Consider the following 16,862-nt stretch of genomic DNA (forward strand, 5'->3'; position numbering starts at 1 on the left):
TAATTTATTTTAATGTGCTCTTGATTTGAAGCCTATACCATTTAGAATTTTCCTTAGTAATAATCTCTTCAATTCTTTGAACTAAAATTTGATACGATTCATCTTTATTATATGGTCCTGATTTACTCAAAAACATAAGTTTTTCAGATTTTAAATTTTCTGATGTAGATCTATATTCTACCCAATTTTCTTGAAATTTTAATAGAGATAATATACTTGCTATGAATGCAATTAATAGTCCTAAAACACTTATTATTCTTAATGTCCATGAAGATTCTTCAATGACGATATTGCTTAAAAATGGAATTGCTAAAGCAAAAACAATTTCTAATATTCTTAATCTATAATACCATTTTTTGTTTTTAGAGCTCTCATGATTATACCAGATAATTTGGTTATCAATTCTCTCTTTTATATAATTTTCCGAACTCATAAAAAATGATTAAAATGATTTCACTATTCTTTCTAATTCTTTCCATTTCCAGCTTATGATTTTAGAATTATTAAGCTCTGGTAGTATTGATTTTTGATTGTTTTTAAATATATGCATTCCTACTACTGGTATATTTTCTTCCTTAGCACATTTAACTTCCCATCTAGCACCTTGTGAATTCCAAGTTTTTCCACTGAGTAAGATTAAAACACCATCACAGCCTTTTATTTTTTTTCTACATTTTTCTTTCCAAACAGGCTTTGGCCAAGGCTTTTTAACAGACATATCTACAAACTCAAATGGTGATCTATTATCTTGCGCTTGCTCAACTAAATAATCTCGATAAATTTCATCTTTCATTGAAAAACTGATAAAAACACGCTTCTTATTTTTATGAGAATTTACTGTTTTTGTTTCCTTTTTTGGTTTAAAGATGTTGTACAATACAATTCCTAATACAACAGACCCAATAATTAAGTTACCAATTGAAACTTTATTGTCTTCTTTATTAGTCATTTATATTCTATCTTTTTTTACAAGATTCCAATAATGTTCTCCAAGGACTGTTAGTTTACAAGATTTTGACTGCATTGCAGCATGCCACATATGTGGCGCATCTACAGGAACTAATAGGTTAACTCTATTATATTTTTGTAGTATTTCAAACTTCTCTGTATTTTCCTCTATCGGTTCAGGATATTTATCTGCCTCCCCTTCTGCCCTTTCTGGCTCAAAGGTTGGATTTAGCTGGAAGTCTTCACCTTTTTTTGGAAATAGTTTTACTATTTCTTTTAAATCCGATAGAGATATAGAACTTTGTACTTCTCTCAAAGTTGTAAATTCTTTTACATTCGTCTTAAAAATTGGCCTCTGTCCCCAGCCACCAATTGCTTGATCGATATGTGCATATACACTTCCTGGAGAAATCTTCCCTATTAAGTTTGCACCACTACCATTTAATGCGTCCACAAGCAAATTTGTAAATACACCTGACCCATTTTCTTCCTTTGCATATTGATCTGGGTCAGATGCAGTTAAAATAGTCATTCCATCAGATAGAATAGCAGTTTCATCTATACCTGAAACATTTCCAAAAGCTCCTGAATGGCAACAATCTAAAATGATAACCTTATTGTTTGCTTTTGATTTATTTGCGATTTCTAATAGTTCACGCATATTAAGTCCAGCATCTCCTTCTGAACATTCTGAAGAAACTAGATATCCTCCTGTACTTTCAATATATCCATGACCTGCAAAATACAAAAGTGCAGTATCTGGTTTTCCATGAAATAATTCTTTAATATTTTGCTTTAGCTCTTTTCTTGATATCATTGAACTTTCTCCAGTAGCAGTTAATAATCTAATATCAAAGTTCTTTGTTCCATCACTATTTGTTGCTAATACTGATTTTACAGAATGTGCATCATTTACGCATCCAAAAAGGTCATTACCATGTTCATAATAATCTATTCCTACAATTAGTGCTTTTCTCATAATATATTAATGTTTTTATAATTAAAATCTGGTTGCCTATTATTCTTAACCCAATTACCAAAATCAACATAGGAATACGAAGATTCTACAGTATAAATGCGGTCAGAAAGACCATCTAAAGAAGCTAATTTTATATATGGATATAGTAAAAGATACTCTGAACGTTTAAAGGTTTTTTCTCCGTAAGTTTCACGTGTAATAGGAAAGATTGCACAACTATTTGTATTACCATCTACATAGCCTAATTCCCAAGGTATCCACTTTGACATACTTGCACTAGGTGATAAAGCGAGTAATAAAGTTTTAGAATATTTTAACCTATTTCTAACAAGTTCAGCACTTTCTTTTGTTACCTTATTTCTATTTAAATGACTATCCACAATCCAGTCCACATATACTTTATAGCCTCTATTAGATAATTCAATATATATTCCATATACTTCATCTTTATCTAAAAAACTATGAGATAAGAATATGTCAAATCTCTCTGTTTTGTTTATAGGTTTATTAGAAAATGTTCGTTTTGATTCATTAACAAATGATTGGCTATTTGAAGCAAGATTTTTTAAGTATTTACTTGTATAAAGTCCCATATCAATTTTTATTTATTCTTGCCTTCAGTCATACACTGATCAATAGCATTTGATATAGTACTCCATTTCCAGCTAATTGTTCTATTTCTTTGTAATCCATAAGGAAGACTCGTTTTAGAATTAGCTCCATCTACATACACTCCAAAAATTGGAACATCATTTTCCTTTGCAAAATTGATTTCCTTTATAACACCAGTTGCAGTATATGTTTTCTTCCCAACAAGTACAATTAACATATTACATTTGTTAACTTTCTTATTAATAAGCTCTTCCCACTCTTTTTGTGGTAATTCTTTTTTAGAAGACCAATCTTCTATATTAAAAGGTGTGTTACTATTTTTTGCTTGACCAACAAATAGGAGTCTATCCGACTTATTATTGTCAAAATCGAAGCTAATAAATGCTCTTGGGTTTGCCATTTTTTATGTTTTTTTGTTATGGTACAAATATTTGAAATGTGTGTTTAGGAAAAAACCTAATCTACATAGGAAAAAACCTATTTTATATATATGATTATTCAGGTATCACAAGCTATCATTGTGTTAGGTCGTTTTTTTTAATTTGTTTTGTTTCTAGAATTGAACAAATAATTGTTCAAATAAAACATATTATAAAAAACAATGACAATGAAGAAATCAAACTCTGCTAAAAAATTACCTTTCTTTTTTATTGGAAAGGAAACGACAGAAAAAAGAAAAGAAAATTTTATACGCAAGAAACATCCTGTTCTTTGTAAAGAATTGGGAAAAGTAGAAACAAAGAGTATATGGTATACAAGAGAACACATTGCAAAACTATTAGAAGAGATTGATTATGCAAATGGTAATGGGATTACACTTCACTTTGGTGCATACGAAAAAGGTCATGAATTTGAAGATCAGCTTTGTTTAGTAATGAATATTACACGAATAAATGTTAATGGTAAGGTCTCTTTTCAGGAAAATGTAGTATTAGAAAACGAGTCAGACTTTGCAGATCGCTCTAAGAACGATAGGTTACAACAAAGTCCAAATGAAAAAAATATTAAACGAGATTTTAATTTTGGGTCACCTTGCCCTCCAAGGTGTGATCAAAGCATTGATAATGATAGTAATTAAACAATTTACTATTAGTTTTTGTGTATATTTCAAAAGTGAAGAGTTTATTTAATTACGAATATATTTATCTAATTCCTATGACTTTATGTGCTATAATTAGCACTAGAAGCTTCTTAAGAAAGATGCCTATACATTTTAAAATATTCTCATTATTTATGATTATTAGCATAATCGTAGAAATTTTTGCTATTTCATGGAAATGGGGTTTACACGACACTAAGTATTGGAATTATAATCGTTCAAATCTTTGGATATATAATGCGTTTTTTATTATGCGGTATTTGTTCACAATTACTTTCTTCTTATGCATTATAAAGTCTATTTTTTTTAAAAAGATAATAAAGAAAATAACTGTATTTCTTACTGTTTTTTCGGTAATAAACTATTTATTCATTCAAACACCTTTTCAAATAAATAGCCATACAATTATTCTTGCTAATGTTTTATTAATTAGTGTTTCATTATCATTTTTCAATGAAATTTATGAAATAAAAAAGGGTTCAAAATTATATTCCATTCCAGAAATATGGATTGTCCTGGGCGTATTTATATACTATACTGGGACTCTTCCATTTTTTATATTATTTAATAGCCTTATAAATTCAAATTCACCAATGCTAAACTCATTCTTATTTATAAATGACACCTTGAATGTAGTTATGTATTCATTATATTTAACTGCTTATTTATGTCGACCTCAAATTCTGAAATAACCGTCACCATTGTCATATCAACAATTTTACTTCTATTATTTGTAGCTGTAATAATTTACTTTCTGTTTAAGCATCAATATAAACGCCATCTTCACAATAAAGAAATTATAGAATTGAAAGAGTCTTTTAATAAAATACTTCTAAATTCAAAAATCGAAATTCAGGAACAGACTCTTGATCATATTTCAAAGGAGCTACATTCAAATATTAGCCAATCTGCATCATTGATTAACATAAATCTATCAGAAATTTTAATGAAATGTAATGATGACAATAAAGAGAATGTAATTGAAACCAAACATTTAGCCAAACAATTACTCTCAGAACTTAAATCTATAAGTACAGCTCTTAACACTGATTATATAATGAAAATTGGATTTAGTAGAGCACTAGAGAAAGAGCTAGAAAGAGTTTCCAAATCAATGAAATATCCAGCAATAATTACTAAAAATGGAAATGCATTTAAATTAAATCCTGAAAAAGGAATTATTCTTTTTAGGCTTTGTCAAGAAGTTATCAATAATATAATAAATTATGCAAATGCAACAAGAATAATAGTAAATTTGAATTATGCAGCCAATGAACTTGTATTAGAGATTGAGGATAATGGTATAGGTTTTAATATTAATAATACAAAAGAACAAATTGATAAAAAAGGAAGCACAGGAATGATTAATATGAATAAACGGGCAAAGGTAATTAATGCAACTTTGAGTATTTCTAGTGAAATTAATAAAGGGACAAAAGTATCTATTAGGATTCCAAAATAAAATTATTTACAATGTCTGATAAACTCTCTAGCATTCAAATTGTCTTAGTAGATGATCATAATCTTTTTAGAAAAGGATTAGAAAAACTTATTAATATGAAGAACCATGATAATAAGTATTCTATCTTGTTTGAGGCAGATAATGGAATAGACCTCCAAAGCAAAATTAAATCAATTGGTATTCCCAATGTGATTTTTATGGATATCGATATGCCTTATATGGACGGTTTTGAGACAGTTAAATGGGTAAAACAGAATTTTTCAGAAGTTAAAATTATTGTAGTTTCAATGTTTGAAAGTGAAGAAGCGGTTATCAGAATGATACGTCAAGGTGTAGATGGTTACTTATCTAAAGACCTAGAAGTCGAAGACCTACACCAAGCACTTGAAGCTATCTTAGTAGAAAAAAAATATTACCCACATTTTGCTTCAAAAATTATGGCTGAAAATATTGAGAAGATAAGCTCTTCTGGGATTATAAGAGTAGGTCCTCTTGCTGGTATTTCTGAAAGAGAAAGAGAGTTTTTAGAATATGTTCCTACAGACTTAACTTATCAGCAAATTGCCGATAAAATGTACTTGAGCGAAAAAACAATTGATGGATACAGAAAAAATATGTTTAAAAAATTTAATGTTAAAAGTAGACAAGGATTAACTGCATATCTACTAAGAAATAAAATTATTAAATAAAACTAAATCCATAACTTTTCAAATCGACTACTAACTACTCTAGTATAGTTTACAGTATGCTTAGGGTCTCTATGTCCTAAATAATCTTGAATCAATCTTAAATCATAACCTTTATTGGCTAAATAAAACCCACAGGAATGTCTTAATATATGTGGATGCACGTTTTTTATTGCAGTTTTTTGAGAGGCAGTTTTAATTATATAATTTACTGCCTGTCTAGTAAGGGGTAAATTTCTTTCATTCACAAAAAGCCAAGGCAGATGATCTTTTCTAGCCCTTAAGTATCGTTTTATAGCACGAAGTTCATCTCCTACTATTGGATGTTCAACAGATAAGCCGTTTTTAAGCCTTTCTATCCATAACCTGGACTCTTTAAGGTTTACATCTGTTAGTTTAATATTAATCGCTTCAGAAACTCTTAAACCGTGTCTATACATCATTAATAATAACAAATAGTTTCTAATAGGATATCTACTTTGTTTTGAAGCCTCTAATAATTTTTTTACTTCTGCATTACTAAGAAAATTTTTAGAACGTTCGTGAGCATTTGTAGTTGTTTTTTCATTACTCTTTACATTTCGCCCTTTGGTCATAATTTAAAAGTTTTTAGCTAGGTCAATGGATTCAACGGTAGATTTTACTCACTCTTTACAAAATACACTTTTTGTAAAGAGTATGCAAACTAATTAGTTTATTCTAAAAGTGATTGAATTCTAACTTACTAAACTACCAACAATTAATACATTACTCATTAGCTTAATATGTCTTTCAATTTGTATTTCTTGGCCTTTTTGAATAATAAGTTCATACTCCCCTTTTTTACTAATTTCTTCTACATAACAAGCATTAGTTCCTTTAGGAACTTTTAATATCATTATGCAATCATTTTTAAAAGGTTTATAATTACATTCAAAGTCAAGTCTGGACGATAGATTTAAAGTAGTACTTATGAACCCTTTTTCTATATAACTACTTCCTTTTTTTATTTTAGGAATAAGTTTGCTCTTCGGAAATCTTCGCATTACTATCAAATTGTTCTTTAATTTAAATCTTGAAAGACTGTTTGATAATAACTCTATATTTTCCTCTACAAGCCTTGGAAAAGCTATATTTTCAGGTCCGTTTCTTAGATAATCATTTATTTGTATACTAACATAACCTGAGTAGTATAAATAAATTCTAATTTCTTCTTCTTCATCCTTTGTCGATCTCAAAGAATTAATTTTTTCTGTTTGTAATTTAAAAAAATGATTATAATCATAAGCCCATTTCTCAATACCATTAATATCTTTGAAATAATTATATTTATTAGGAATAAAATCAATCTTTACTTGTCTATTGACAAATTGTTTAAAGGCATATTCAAATAAAATATTTTTAAAATCTGGTGTTTTAAATTTTCTATTTATATAATTACTAAATTTTAAAATCATAAGGGATAAAATGTCCAGACGATATAATTCCTCCTAAAAACAATTGATCTAAAAAAAAGAAAGAGCTAGCTGTAGCTTTATCTTTATCATCGTCATATTGATTTTCAATTTCTTTTTGTTTATAAAGTAAATTCTTTTTGTAATATTTAGCATAATTTACTTCTATAATCTCAGATATTTTATCTGATAAACTATCAGATTCAATTTTAAGAATAACTTCTAATACTAAACTCGGAGCTAACTCCCCTAATTCATTATACGAATTCCATAAAGGGTAGTTATTATTTAAATGTAATACTACTTTAGCATAAATCTCATTTTTTTGATAACCTTTAATTAGCTTATTATAATCTTCGTTCATCTTATTAGCACTAATTAATTACACATAATAAATTGATGATTTTTAAAACCCTTTAAATAATTTATTGATAGAATTATCTAAATCTCTTTTAGTATTATTTTTTTTGGGGCATTTATAGCGCCACCCATCATTAGTTTTAATTAACACAGCTTTACGTTCATTATTCTTTATCTTAATTGAGTTATAAATATCTATAATTGGATTAGTTATTTTACATTCAAATTCTACATTTGCGATATTTTCATTTGGAATTTCATGTATTGATACAATTTCTTTAACAGACTCATGATAAGTCTTGATATTCAATTTACGTTGAATGTCAATTTTATTATCTGTATACTGTTCAAGATTACTTACATACTCTTTTATCTTTTCTTTGAGCTTTATATTATAATTTAATGAGTATTTACTCTCATTTACTTCTTCTAAAGCTAAGAAACCAGATGCTTCTAATTTTTGATAAAAGGTAATAGTCTTTGTGTCTTTTTTTGATATTTTAACATTGCCATAAAACATAGTTCTATAGTTAACATTTTCTTTTAAACACATATTTAATAAATCTTCAGCCTCATTATTTGTTAGCTTATCTGAAGAACATGAAATTAAGAAGAAGCTAGAGAATAATAATGTAATAAGTGATTTCATTTTTAATATCATTTAATATCATAAACCCAAATGATAAAGTTAAGATATAAAAAAAGGCGGGGGTTTCAAGCCTTGCCGTAAAAGAGGTATCGCCAGACACCTAACCACAAACAAGTACACCCTCGCCCAGATGGACGAGAGCATTAAACTTGTTGAATTTGTGGTTTTAAAAACTGGCGATTTTCTTCTACAAAACAACAGCTAACGCTATCTTAATATTTTCTGGTACAAATATAAATTAATATTTGTATTATGAGGGTGCTTAAATTAAGGCTACTGTAAAATACTACTTTATACCTTCATTAAGTTTGTAATTTATTTCTTGATAATTATGAATTAAACTTATTAGGTCTCCAATATTTTTAACAGATAAAAATTTCTCTTTAATTACCTGTATTGATTTAATATCATACTCTCCACAAACTGATATAATTTCATCTTTAGTTAGGTCTTTAAGGTTAACTTGTAAATTTATTCTTCTGAAAAACTCAGGAACTCCTTTTATTTTTTTTTCATTCCATTTATTTAATTCGTGAATAAAATATTCAGGACCAGCAAGAATAATACCTAATTTATTTATGGTGAGATCGCGTAATTCATGTATAAAACCATATTGTTCTGGTTTGAATTTCCCTCCTTCATCGATTATTAATAAATAATTATTAATTGATATTTCTAAATAGTCCCTAATCCAATTGATAGTAGTATATATTTTTTTTTGAGGATATCTATATCCAAATTGTTTAGCTACCTCCTTAAAGAAATCATGTGGAGTCATACTTTGTCTCAAGCATACATATTTTACAAATTCCCTATTGTGTGTATAAAAATATTCTAATGCAACAGTTTTACCACTTCCAGTCTCTCCAGCAATAGTGAAAAATTTTGTGTTTTCGAGAGATATCTTACAAGTCTCTTGTACCAAAGAAAAATTCATAAGTTTAAAAATCTCTTTTTTTGCTTCTTCAATCATAATAATTGTACTTTTTCAAGAATAAACTTTTTAATAGGTTTTTCTTGCTGAAACACCTTTAAACTACCTGAATAAGCGCTTCCAGTAGAATTGCTTGTTTTGGATAATTTGAGAACTTTAGAATTTTGTTCTAATTCTTTATCACCAGCAATTTTGATTAACTCTATTTTTTTCTTTGTTTCTTTATCAAGACTTACAATAGGTATGAGTTTAAATTCCTCCCTGCTTTCCTTCATCTCAACATAGATTTCTTCTAAATCTTTTTTTATTTTAATTTCATTTCTAATAGTATGACTTTGATATGCTTTTATATCTTCATCAGTATATGCAATTGGATAAGCTTTTTTATCTATTTTCAAATCCATTATATGAATGTTTTTTAAGTCAAATAAATGGATAATAGATAAATTAAAATCATCATAATATACGTTAACCTTTGTTCTGTTATATTTATTTGAAACTATTCTATCCCATATAGTATAAGTTCTTTTGACACCCAAAGATTTTATGGTAATCATTGAGTTTCTTATTTTTAAAGTCTTACATTTTCCAAATATTAGACTAATATCATATTTGTTAAATTTATTGCTTAGATCCTTTCTTTCTCTATTGAAAACTCTATTAGGTATATCGTTTATGGAATTATGTACTGTATCGTTATACTCATAAATTTTATTTCTTATTAATTTTATTAGTTGATTTTTTTCTAACAAATTTTTTAATTTTGTGTATTCTTTTTCTAGCTCGGGATTAACTCTTCCACCAAGTCTTTTAGTTTTAATACCTTCTCCTAAAAAACCTTTAGTGCCTTTTAGATATGATATCTGAAATACATTAAACCAACTTTCTATATAAGCTTTATCTTTTGCGTTTTGAGGTTTGGCATTTCTTATATTAATACCATAAAGCTTTAATTTATTTGTTAACTCTTGAAACTCAATACTTTTATAAGACGCATGATTATCTACAACTATATGCTTAGGAATTAGCTCGTTAGTCTCAAATGCATCTCTAATAGCCGATTTTATTAATTTAACGTTCTCTTTTTCGTCAAAACTGAATCCCACAATTTTCCTAGAACAGACGTCTATAATTGCACATATAGTTAAGTATTTTTTTACACCATCTTCTTTACATGCAAAATTTATTCTAGTTGAATCTATTTGATATAAATCACCTATTTGTTTTACGTTTTTTCGTGTTAGATATGGATCAATAAAATCTTTTGCAAATTTTTCACCAAATCTTAATCTGTCAACTTTATTCCTGAGTGTTTGATTATTACATATTTTTGATACAGTAGATAAGGAAACAAGGTTTAATCCTTTTAATTTTAATTCGATATTGACATATTTATGTATTTGAGCTATCGAGTAAGTTTTTTTATCGGCATAATATGCTCTAATAATACTTTTAATAATAGGAGTAACTCTATATGGTTTTCTTCCGTTAATTCTAAAACTATGTACGAGAGCTTCCTCAATACTATTTTTCTCACAAAAAATTAATTTATTACAGAAATAGGAATAATTATCTGTTTTAAAAATGGTTTTAGGGAGAATTTTATATGAAGAAAACAGTTCCTTTACTGTAAACCTTTTGTTATTTTTATAAATAATACAAAACTGTAAGTATGCATGATTAATAGCATAGTTATTAATAACTTCTATATCGAAAAAAAAATCTTTATATATTGGAATAAATTCAACCCAATATTGACTATCTAATTTAATTCTCTGAAAAACAATATCAATTTCTGGGTTTGATTCTTCGTCCTGATTTGGCACAGCTGTTTGTAAAATATCACGAAGTTTTTTTGAATTTTCTGGAAGTTCTAATTTTTTAATTAGTTTTATAGGAATGCTATTATACTCTATCCAAACAGTACCATTAACATCTTTGAAAGAATTAAATAACTGTGATTTATTATTTCTCGATAATGATAATCTGTTATTTAAAGTTTTTTTCTCGTAACCATTATTAATTAATAATCCTTTTGAGACATAAACGGAACCGTTTACAATATTTAGATAACCTAAAGACATAAGACAATAATTACTTTTAAGCTATAACAATTAATAGTAATAGCATGTTATAAATCAAATAAGTAATTAATTGTTCTTTCACTAAAATAATAAAAATTAGTCAAATAAATATTCCCTTTTAGAAGAATTTTTAGATGTTAATCTTCTTGAGTTCCTTCTTTAATTCTTTAAATTATTTTCGTTTCTATCTTATTTGTAATGAATTCGTGAAAAAATAATATTAATTTTAAAATACTGAAAGTGATATATATAATGATTATATAAAATTTAAAAAAATCAATAAAATCTATAAAACCATCATTATACAAGGAGTAATTTTATATTAACTGAATCTCTAGTTATTAATTTTAAAATACTGGACACAAATTATGTACAAGCTAATTGTGGCTTCGTTAGAATAATTTAGATGTGTAGCTATAATGTTATATTATGTAAAATATCCCAGAGCGTTTATAGTTTCATTATAATGTTTTTTATTTGGGTCATTAAACATTTGCGTTTTTGCCTTTAGTTTAAATTGAATATCCTGTACAATGGTTCAAGAATTTTCAAATACGCGATTTATCAAGAAACATTTGAACTACATTTTTGTACTATAATTAGTCGCTATGTAAAATTGCCACTGCCAAACGCTCGATTGCTTTTTAAAAATTTAAATGCTTATTGCATTTATTTTTAAACACAATTATCCATCGCTTGCCAACGCCAAAATAAAAGCTAACCTTTTTGCACTTATTAAAAATCGCGTATTCGATAAAATGTACGTAATAAAAAAAATTAGACGATTCTCGTGGATTGCCACAAGAGCATAAATTTTAAGAAAAATAAAATTCTATGCACTTGTTATATTTAGAACTTCAATTAATTCTTTTTTTTAATGCTTCATTATCTTTTGTCTTGAAACAAAAGAAACAAAAATTCAAGGCTGTATATAATTTTGGAAACAATTAACGGCTCATTCACTATATTTTAGGAAACATTCGAACTCGTTAACATTGCTTTGAAATCCCTTGTATAATTGAAACTCTTAAGATACTTTATTGCTAAACCCCTAAAATATGCACGCTCTTTTCGCCTATTGTTTTGACCAAAATTTTATGAGGCAAAGTTTAACATTGAGATTCTATTTTACATAATAATTTTAATCTTCAAAAGCATTAAATAATTGTTCTTTAACATTATAAAAGCTTACTAATTTAAATGGCAATTCTTCTTTTTTAAGAAACTCTGTAGCCAATTGTTCTGATGTTAACATAATTGGAATAACATCAAATTCGTTCAAATCAGTATTATATTTTGCTCCAAGTAAATCTTTATTAGCTATTACCCATTCATATCTTTCTTTATGTTTTTTTATCCATCCTTTTTTTGATTCACTTCCAAATAAGTTATTTACTTCTTCCACTAACTGTTTAATGTTTTTTGCAGCTTCTGTATTTTTACACTCAAGTAAATAGATTTTTTTTGATTCTTTATTAATAACCAAAACATCAATATCACCAATGTCTTTTGAATGTTTTAATTGAGATTTAGTGTTTATTTCAACTTCTATATCAATTATACTATTTTGAATATTATCATTAAAATAATCATGCACTTCATTAGTAAAGGCTTCTCCTTTTTTATCTAGATTTTTCCCAATTAATTTATTCAATTTCCCTTCTGGTTTAGTTCTTAATTTCCCTGAATAAAATAAATAAAGCAAAAACCTTCCTGACTTAATTAATTGCCTAGGGCCTACATAATATTTATTTTCCTTTTTTTCTGTATCAAAAACTTTTACTAGAGGTTTTTGATTCAAGGAAAGTCTTCTATTAAATCTCCAAGGAAATACATCATAGGTTTCCATTCCATCTGGAAGATCCATAATATGCTTTCTTTTGCTCAGCGAAAAATGATTTAATAATGTTAATATTTCTTCTTTAACTAATTCTGGTAATATTTTTTGTATTTCAGATATTAACTCATCCTCATAAAAAATAGTACAACCAGGATCTTTTAAAAAACAAATTCCACTTAAAACTTGACTAAATTGGATTAATTGAGTCAAGTTAACACCATATTCGTATTTAAATGCTTCTTCAGTTTTTTTAGTAAATATTTCTTTTCCATCATCTTCAGATAAATCTTCATAATTGTTTTTATAAGAATTTATTGCATCACTTACATTTTCACTTGATTTAGACAACCTAAAAGGTTTAAAGACTTCCTCTGATAATTTTTTATCTGTTCCAATTCTTCCAGACTTTAAAACATCTATTTTAATATCATATAATTCATAGTTTACTTGATCACCAATCATTCCCCAATTAATTATTTGATCCATCTTAGCTAATAAATTATCAATATCTTCTTGACTTGGCAATAAATTTCCATTTCCAGGACACGCTGCAATATGTTCAATTAAACATCTAATTGATAATGTAGTTCTATCGATATTTTGAAAACTTTCATTTAAATCTTCTATTTGCTTTTCCTTACTTATAAAGCAAGCTATCATTGTAGGAGTGTTTAATATTTTCCTATTTCTTTTATAAATTAAAGATTCATTCAATCTAATAAAATGTTCTAATAGAAAATGGCTATCATATTTTTCAATTTCATTTATTAATTCTGGCAGGAATATTTTAGAAGACATTTTTTTTATGAAATTGTTTTTATCTTCAATATCTACCGTTTTATCTGTTATAAGTTTATGTTTTATAAGTTTAGGAATAAGCTCATCTAAATTCTTATTTATATTGTATTCTTGAATGTATCTGACTGCAGAAGTTCCTCTTGGGTCAAGCAGTAAATTATTATTAGTATTTAAAAGGTATATCTTCTTTTTATGTGGAATATTTACAACATTTTCTATTATTTCATTTATACTTTCTGGAGTTAATATAGCTTTCTCTATTTTGCTATTTGAAAGCATATTAAACCCTTCCAAAATTTTTCTAACCAAAATTTGTTCCCCTAAATTATCCTCACCAAATAAGTATGGTAAAATTTTATGTGGAATAATTATAGTAATTAAGTTACCTGTAACGTTAATCTCAAAATCATCTTCTACTCCCTCTTCCCTATCAAATGTAAATTCTATTTCATGAAACTTTGATTTTTCTTTAAAATCAAAGTTTATAGTTATTGGTTGGTAATCAATATTTTCTAAAGCAATTGACAAATGTTTAGTCATTTGCCAAATCCAATAACTAATTGCATCAAGAAATTCAATATAGATACCTTTAGATTCTATTGGTACTTTAGATAAATTATCCAAAGATTCTACCCAAATAGGTTGCTTATATCCTGTTATTGCTTTTGTAAGTCTCTTACCTAAATCGGCAAGAGAATAGTATAGATTTTCCTGTCCTTTTATTCTTACACAAGGTATCTTATAAACTCTTCCTTTATCATCTTCACGACTTATTGAATGAGAATCTTCATCCTCATATACTTTTTGTATAAATTTCTTGGCATATCCTAATTGAACCCACATCATATCTGGCTGAGCATCATCATTCATATAAAATGAATCATCTAAATCTTTGTACATTGAATACAAATCGATTTCATCTGTAAAGGGAGAAAATCTAGTTTTTTCAACGAATCGTTTCTTTGCTTGAGAATAATTCCAAAGATCAAGAGCTTCGTATTCTCTTGTATTCATAATGAGATCAAAATAATAAGCAGGAAAAGCCAAAACTTCTACATCAGCATGTTTTTTATAAGTTCTATAATACTCTCTTCCCAATCCTGCAAAAATCTGTATTAATAAAATTTTATCATCTGGGAATTGGGTTTTTAAGCTTTTAATAACTTGATCAATGTGTTTTTCTATCTTCGATGCATTCTTATTTTTTCCCTGAGAACCAAATGGGTTAGAAATATCATAATTGCTACCATCATCATATTGCATACTTACATATACAATTTTATCTCTGTCAATTCTATTGAACTCTTCATATATATCTAACCCTGAATTATCAATAGGTTTGTATCTTTCTAACCTAATATAATCTGAGTAGCCAAGATGAACATTAATGTTGTTCCAAATTATTGAGGTATAAATAGTTATTAATTCTTTTAAACAGTTTTGAGAAATAGACATTTCAATTATTGCATGTAATAGCGCAATATGAAAGTTTCCTAAAGAAATTATTTTGTAGCCACCATCTACTTTTAATAATGGCTTTCCGATAACTGGATTTTTACTTTCTTCAACGGTTGTTAAATCTTCATCTTGAATATCCAAAAGGATTAGATTAATGATTTCCTTTTCGATTTTATATATTTCACATAGTTTTAAAAAGTCCTCTTCAACAATGCTAATTGCATTTATGTAATCAATAGCTTCTTCTTTTTTAAAAACACTAATCTCATTATTTACAATATCTGCTTCTAAATATCTTTGGAGTCCAACATCTCTAATCGCTATATCAGAAATATTTAACATTAATAAACTTAATTGACTAACTAAGCTTTTGAAAGTGTTTGGTAGCTTGTTTTTAGTGTGAAAAATTGCACCAAGCATATTTGATAATATAAAATCTCCTCCTTCAGATATTCCAGGTAATATTAAATAATCTCCTCCAAAAAAGGTAATTATTTTTGTAAACGGATTAACTGGAGGATCTTCAAAATGATGGTGTGCATAATTAGTGTTTAAAACTTTTATCAATTCAATTATATTTGCTGAACCAGTATCTTTTTTACCATGTAGCAAGCTTTCTCTCATTAATAATTCTAGGCGAATGTTTTTCCCATGATTGTTTGGAAAAAGAAAACTCGAACTAAATACATCAATTAAAAAATTAATATTAAACTTTGATAAAGGATGTGCATTTGAAGGTCTCGGTATTTTTACATTGCTAATTTTACCGATACAGCACTTTTTGTATTTTTTACCACTTCCACAAGGGCATTTATCATTACGTCCAATTTTATTACCCATAATAAATTAATAGAATATTGAAAAGATTATTTAACAAATAGGGAGAGTTTAAATTTACAAATTATTGTAGGAATAACTTTGAGGGAAACCGTAAATGTTTGAAAATTAATCAACCTATAGTCATTTCACACACATTATGCTTCCCTCCTACGTCGTCGCATAAAAAGTGTTCCATTAACATTGTAGAAGAAACTTTTGGAGTAAATTTTTTCAAGAAACTATAGTAACAACTTTCGCTTTTAGCCAAAGCTCAAGTTACATAACGCAGAACATTATAGTACATTTTACAACAATTAGCGTAATAGCGCTTTTGGGCGATATTTGACATAATTAATGATATAATGCCTTTAGGTTTATATCTAGTAATTATGTACAAGCTAATTGTGTCTTCGTTAGAATAATTTAGATGTGTAGCTATAATGTAGTATTATGTAAAATATCCCAGAAAGTATTGTACACACAATAAACTCTAGAACTTGGGTCATTAAACATTTGGCTTTTTGGTTTAGTACTAAATAAGAAACATTCTGCTGTTTGTACTATAATTAGCCGTTATGTAAAATAGCCGCTACCAAGCGCTCGATTGTTTTATAAAATCAAATTGCTCTGGCAATTTATTTTACACACAATTATCCAACGCTTGCCAACGCCAAAATAAAAGCTAACCTTTTTGCTCTTAT

General features: G+C 27.2%; 15 protein-coding genes. 3 read left to right on the top strand and 12 right to left on the bottom strand.

Going from position 1 to position 16,862, the window contains the following annotated elements; all coding sequences use genetic code 11:
* Positions 1–4 precede the first annotated feature (4 nt).
* The 5 genes from Q0997_RS07665 to Q0997_RS07685 are packed head-to-tail and all read right to left on the bottom strand — an operon-like array spanning position 5 to position 2,939.
* The gene (locus tag Q0997_RS07665) at positions 5–433 is read right to left on the bottom strand and encodes a DUF4231 domain-containing protein (RefSeq protein WP_299886929.1); all 429 of its coding nucleotides are present in this window, start codon (positions 431–433) and stop codon (positions 5–7) included.
* Positions 434–442: 9 nt separating this feature from the next.
* A complete protein-coding gene (locus Q0997_RS07670; protein ID WP_299886932.1) occupies positions 443–949 on the bottom strand; it encodes a TIR domain-containing protein in 507 nt (168 codons plus the stop codon).
* On the bottom strand, positions 950–1,927 hold the full coding sequence (locus tag Q0997_RS07675; protein ID WP_299886935.1) for a caspase family protein: 978 nt from the start codon (positions 1,925–1,927) through the stop codon (positions 950–952). It abuts the gene before it with no gap.
* Positions 1,924–2,520: a TIR domain-containing protein gene (locus Q0997_RS07680; RefSeq protein ID WP_299886938.1), complete on the bottom strand. Its 597-nt coding sequence runs from the start codon at positions 2,518–2,520 to the stop codon at positions 1,924–1,926. The genes Q0997_RS07675 and Q0997_RS07680 overlap by 4 nt, the downstream gene beginning before the upstream one ends.
* Before the next feature lie 8 nt (positions 2,521–2,528).
* The gene (locus Q0997_RS07685) at positions 2,529–2,939 is read right to left on the bottom strand and encodes a TIR domain-containing protein (RefSeq protein ID WP_299886941.1); all 411 of its coding nucleotides are present in this window, start codon (positions 2,937–2,939) and stop codon (positions 2,529–2,531) included.
* Between the two features lie 207 nt (positions 2,940–3,146).
* Between Q0997_RS07685 and Q0997_RS07690 the strand changes: the two genes are divergently transcribed.
* The 3 genes from Q0997_RS07690 to Q0997_RS07700 all read left to right on the top strand — a co-directional run bounded on the left by Q0997_RS07690 (position 3,147) and on the right by Q0997_RS07700 (position 5,789).
* Entirely contained in the window at positions 3,147–3,617 is a 471-nt protein-coding gene (locus Q0997_RS07690) for a hypothetical protein (protein WP_299886944.1), read from the top strand.
* Between the two features lie 688 nt (positions 3,618–4,305).
* Positions 4,306–5,100 carry an ATP-binding protein gene (locus tag Q0997_RS07695; protein ID WP_299886947.1) on the top strand — a complete coding sequence of 265 codons (795 nt, stop codon included), beginning with the start codon at positions 4,306–4,308 and terminating at the stop codon, positions 5,098–5,100.
* Between the two features lie 11 nt (positions 5,101–5,111).
* Positions 5,112–5,789 (top strand): response regulator transcription factor, encoded by a 678-nt coding sequence (locus Q0997_RS07700; protein WP_299886950.1) that lies wholly within the window; start codon positions 5,112–5,114, stop codon positions 5,787–5,789.
* Positions 5,790–5,791: 2 nt separating this feature from the next.
* On the opposite strand, the gene Q0997_RS07705 is transcribed toward Q0997_RS07700, so the two are convergent.
* The 7 genes from Q0997_RS07705 to Q0997_RS07735 form a co-directional block, all read right to left on the bottom strand.
* On the bottom strand, positions 5,792–6,382 hold the full coding sequence (locus Q0997_RS07705; RefSeq protein WP_299886953.1) for a tyrosine-type recombinase/integrase: 591 nt from the start codon (positions 6,380–6,382) through the stop codon (positions 5,792–5,794).
* Between the two features lie 120 nt (positions 6,383–6,502).
* Positions 6,503–7,222 (bottom strand): ADP-ribosyltransferase, encoded by a 720-nt coding sequence (locus Q0997_RS07710; RefSeq protein WP_299886956.1) that lies wholly within the window; start codon positions 7,220–7,222, stop codon positions 6,503–6,505.
* Positions 7,206–7,583: a hypothetical protein gene (locus Q0997_RS07715; protein ID WP_299886959.1), complete on the bottom strand. Its 378-nt coding sequence runs from the start codon at positions 7,581–7,583 to the stop codon at positions 7,206–7,208. Before Q0997_RS07715 ends, Q0997_RS07710 begins: the two co-directional genes overlap by 17 nt.
* A gap of 42 nt (positions 7,584–7,625) precedes the next feature.
* On the bottom strand, positions 7,626–8,228 hold the full coding sequence (locus Q0997_RS07720) for a hypothetical protein (RefSeq protein WP_299886962.1): 603 nt from the start codon (positions 8,226–8,228) through the stop codon (positions 7,626–7,628).
* 286 nt (positions 8,229–8,514) lie between these two features.
* The gene (locus Q0997_RS07725) at positions 8,515–9,201 is read right to left on the bottom strand and encodes an ATP-binding protein (RefSeq protein WP_299886964.1); all 687 of its coding nucleotides are present in this window, start codon (positions 9,199–9,201) and stop codon (positions 8,515–8,517) included.
* A complete protein-coding gene (locus Q0997_RS07730; protein WP_299886967.1) occupies positions 9,198–11,246 on the bottom strand; it encodes a transposase family protein in 2,049 nt (682 codons plus the stop codon). Before Q0997_RS07730 ends, Q0997_RS07725 begins: the two co-directional genes overlap by 4 nt.
* A gap of 1,141 nt (positions 11,247–12,387) precedes the next feature.
* Positions 12,388–16,182 carry an SEC-C metal-binding domain-containing protein gene (locus tag Q0997_RS07735; protein WP_299886970.1) on the bottom strand — a complete coding sequence of 1,265 codons (3,795 nt, stop codon included), beginning with the start codon at positions 16,180–16,182 and terminating at the stop codon, positions 12,388–12,390.
* Positions 16,183–16,862: the final 680 nt, after the last annotated feature.

Source organism: uncultured Lacinutrix sp. (assembly GCF_947500325.1).
Taxonomy (GTDB): domain Bacteria; phylum Bacteroidota; class Bacteroidia; order Flavobacteriales; family Flavobacteriaceae; genus Lacinutrix.

Excerpts from the sequence above, each read along its gene's own strand:
- Q0997_RS07665 (WP_299886929.1), bottom strand. The coding sequence starts at position 433 with ATGAGTTCGGAAAATTATATAAAAGAGAGAATTGATAACCAAATTATC.
- Q0997_RS07670 (WP_299886932.1), bottom strand. The coding sequence starts at position 949 with ATGACTAATAAAGAAGACAATAAAGTTTCAATTGGTAACTTAATTATT.
- Q0997_RS07675 (WP_299886935.1), bottom strand. The coding sequence starts at position 1,927 with ATGAGAAAAGCACTAATTGTAGGAATAGATTATTATGAACATGGTAAT.
- Q0997_RS07680 (WP_299886938.1), bottom strand. The coding sequence starts at position 2,520 with ATGGGACTTTATACAAGTAAATACTTAAAAAATCTTGCTTCAAATAGC.
- Q0997_RS07685 (WP_299886941.1), bottom strand. The coding sequence starts at position 2,939 with ATGGCAAACCCAAGAGCATTTATTAGCTTCGATTTTGACAATAATAAG.
- Q0997_RS07690 (WP_299886944.1), top strand. The coding sequence starts at position 3,147 with ATGAAGAAATCAAACTCTGCTAAAAAATTACCTTTCTTTTTTATTGGA.
- Q0997_RS07695 (WP_299886947.1), top strand. The coding sequence starts at position 4,306 with ATGTCGACCTCAAATTCTGAAATAACCGTCACCATTGTCATATCAACA.
- Q0997_RS07700 (WP_299886950.1), top strand. The coding sequence starts at position 5,112 with ATGTCTGATAAACTCTCTAGCATTCAAATTGTCTTAGTAGATGATCAT.
- Q0997_RS07705 (WP_299886953.1), bottom strand. The coding sequence starts at position 6,382 with ATGACCAAAGGGCGAAATGTAAAGAGTAATGAAAAAACAACTACAAAT.
- Q0997_RS07710 (WP_299886956.1), bottom strand. The coding sequence starts at position 7,222 with ATGATTTTAAAATTTAGTAATTATATAAATAGAAAATTTAAAACACCA.
- Q0997_RS07715 (WP_299886959.1), bottom strand. The coding sequence starts at position 7,583 with ATGAACGAAGATTATAATAAGCTAATTAAAGGTTATCAAAAAAATGAG.
- Q0997_RS07720 (WP_299886962.1), bottom strand. The coding sequence starts at position 8,228 with ATGAAATCACTTATTACATTATTATTCTCTAGCTTCTTCTTAATTTCA.
- Q0997_RS07725 (WP_299886964.1), bottom strand. The coding sequence starts at position 9,201 with ATGATTGAAGAAGCAAAAAAAGAGATTTTTAAACTTATGAATTTTTCT.
- Q0997_RS07730 (WP_299886967.1), bottom strand. The coding sequence starts at position 11,246 with ATGTCTTTAGGTTATCTAAATATTGTAAACGGTTCCGTTTATGTCTCA.
- Q0997_RS07735 (WP_299886970.1), bottom strand. The coding sequence starts at position 16,182 with ATGGGTAATAAAATTGGACGTAATGATAAATGCCCTTGTGGAAGTGGT.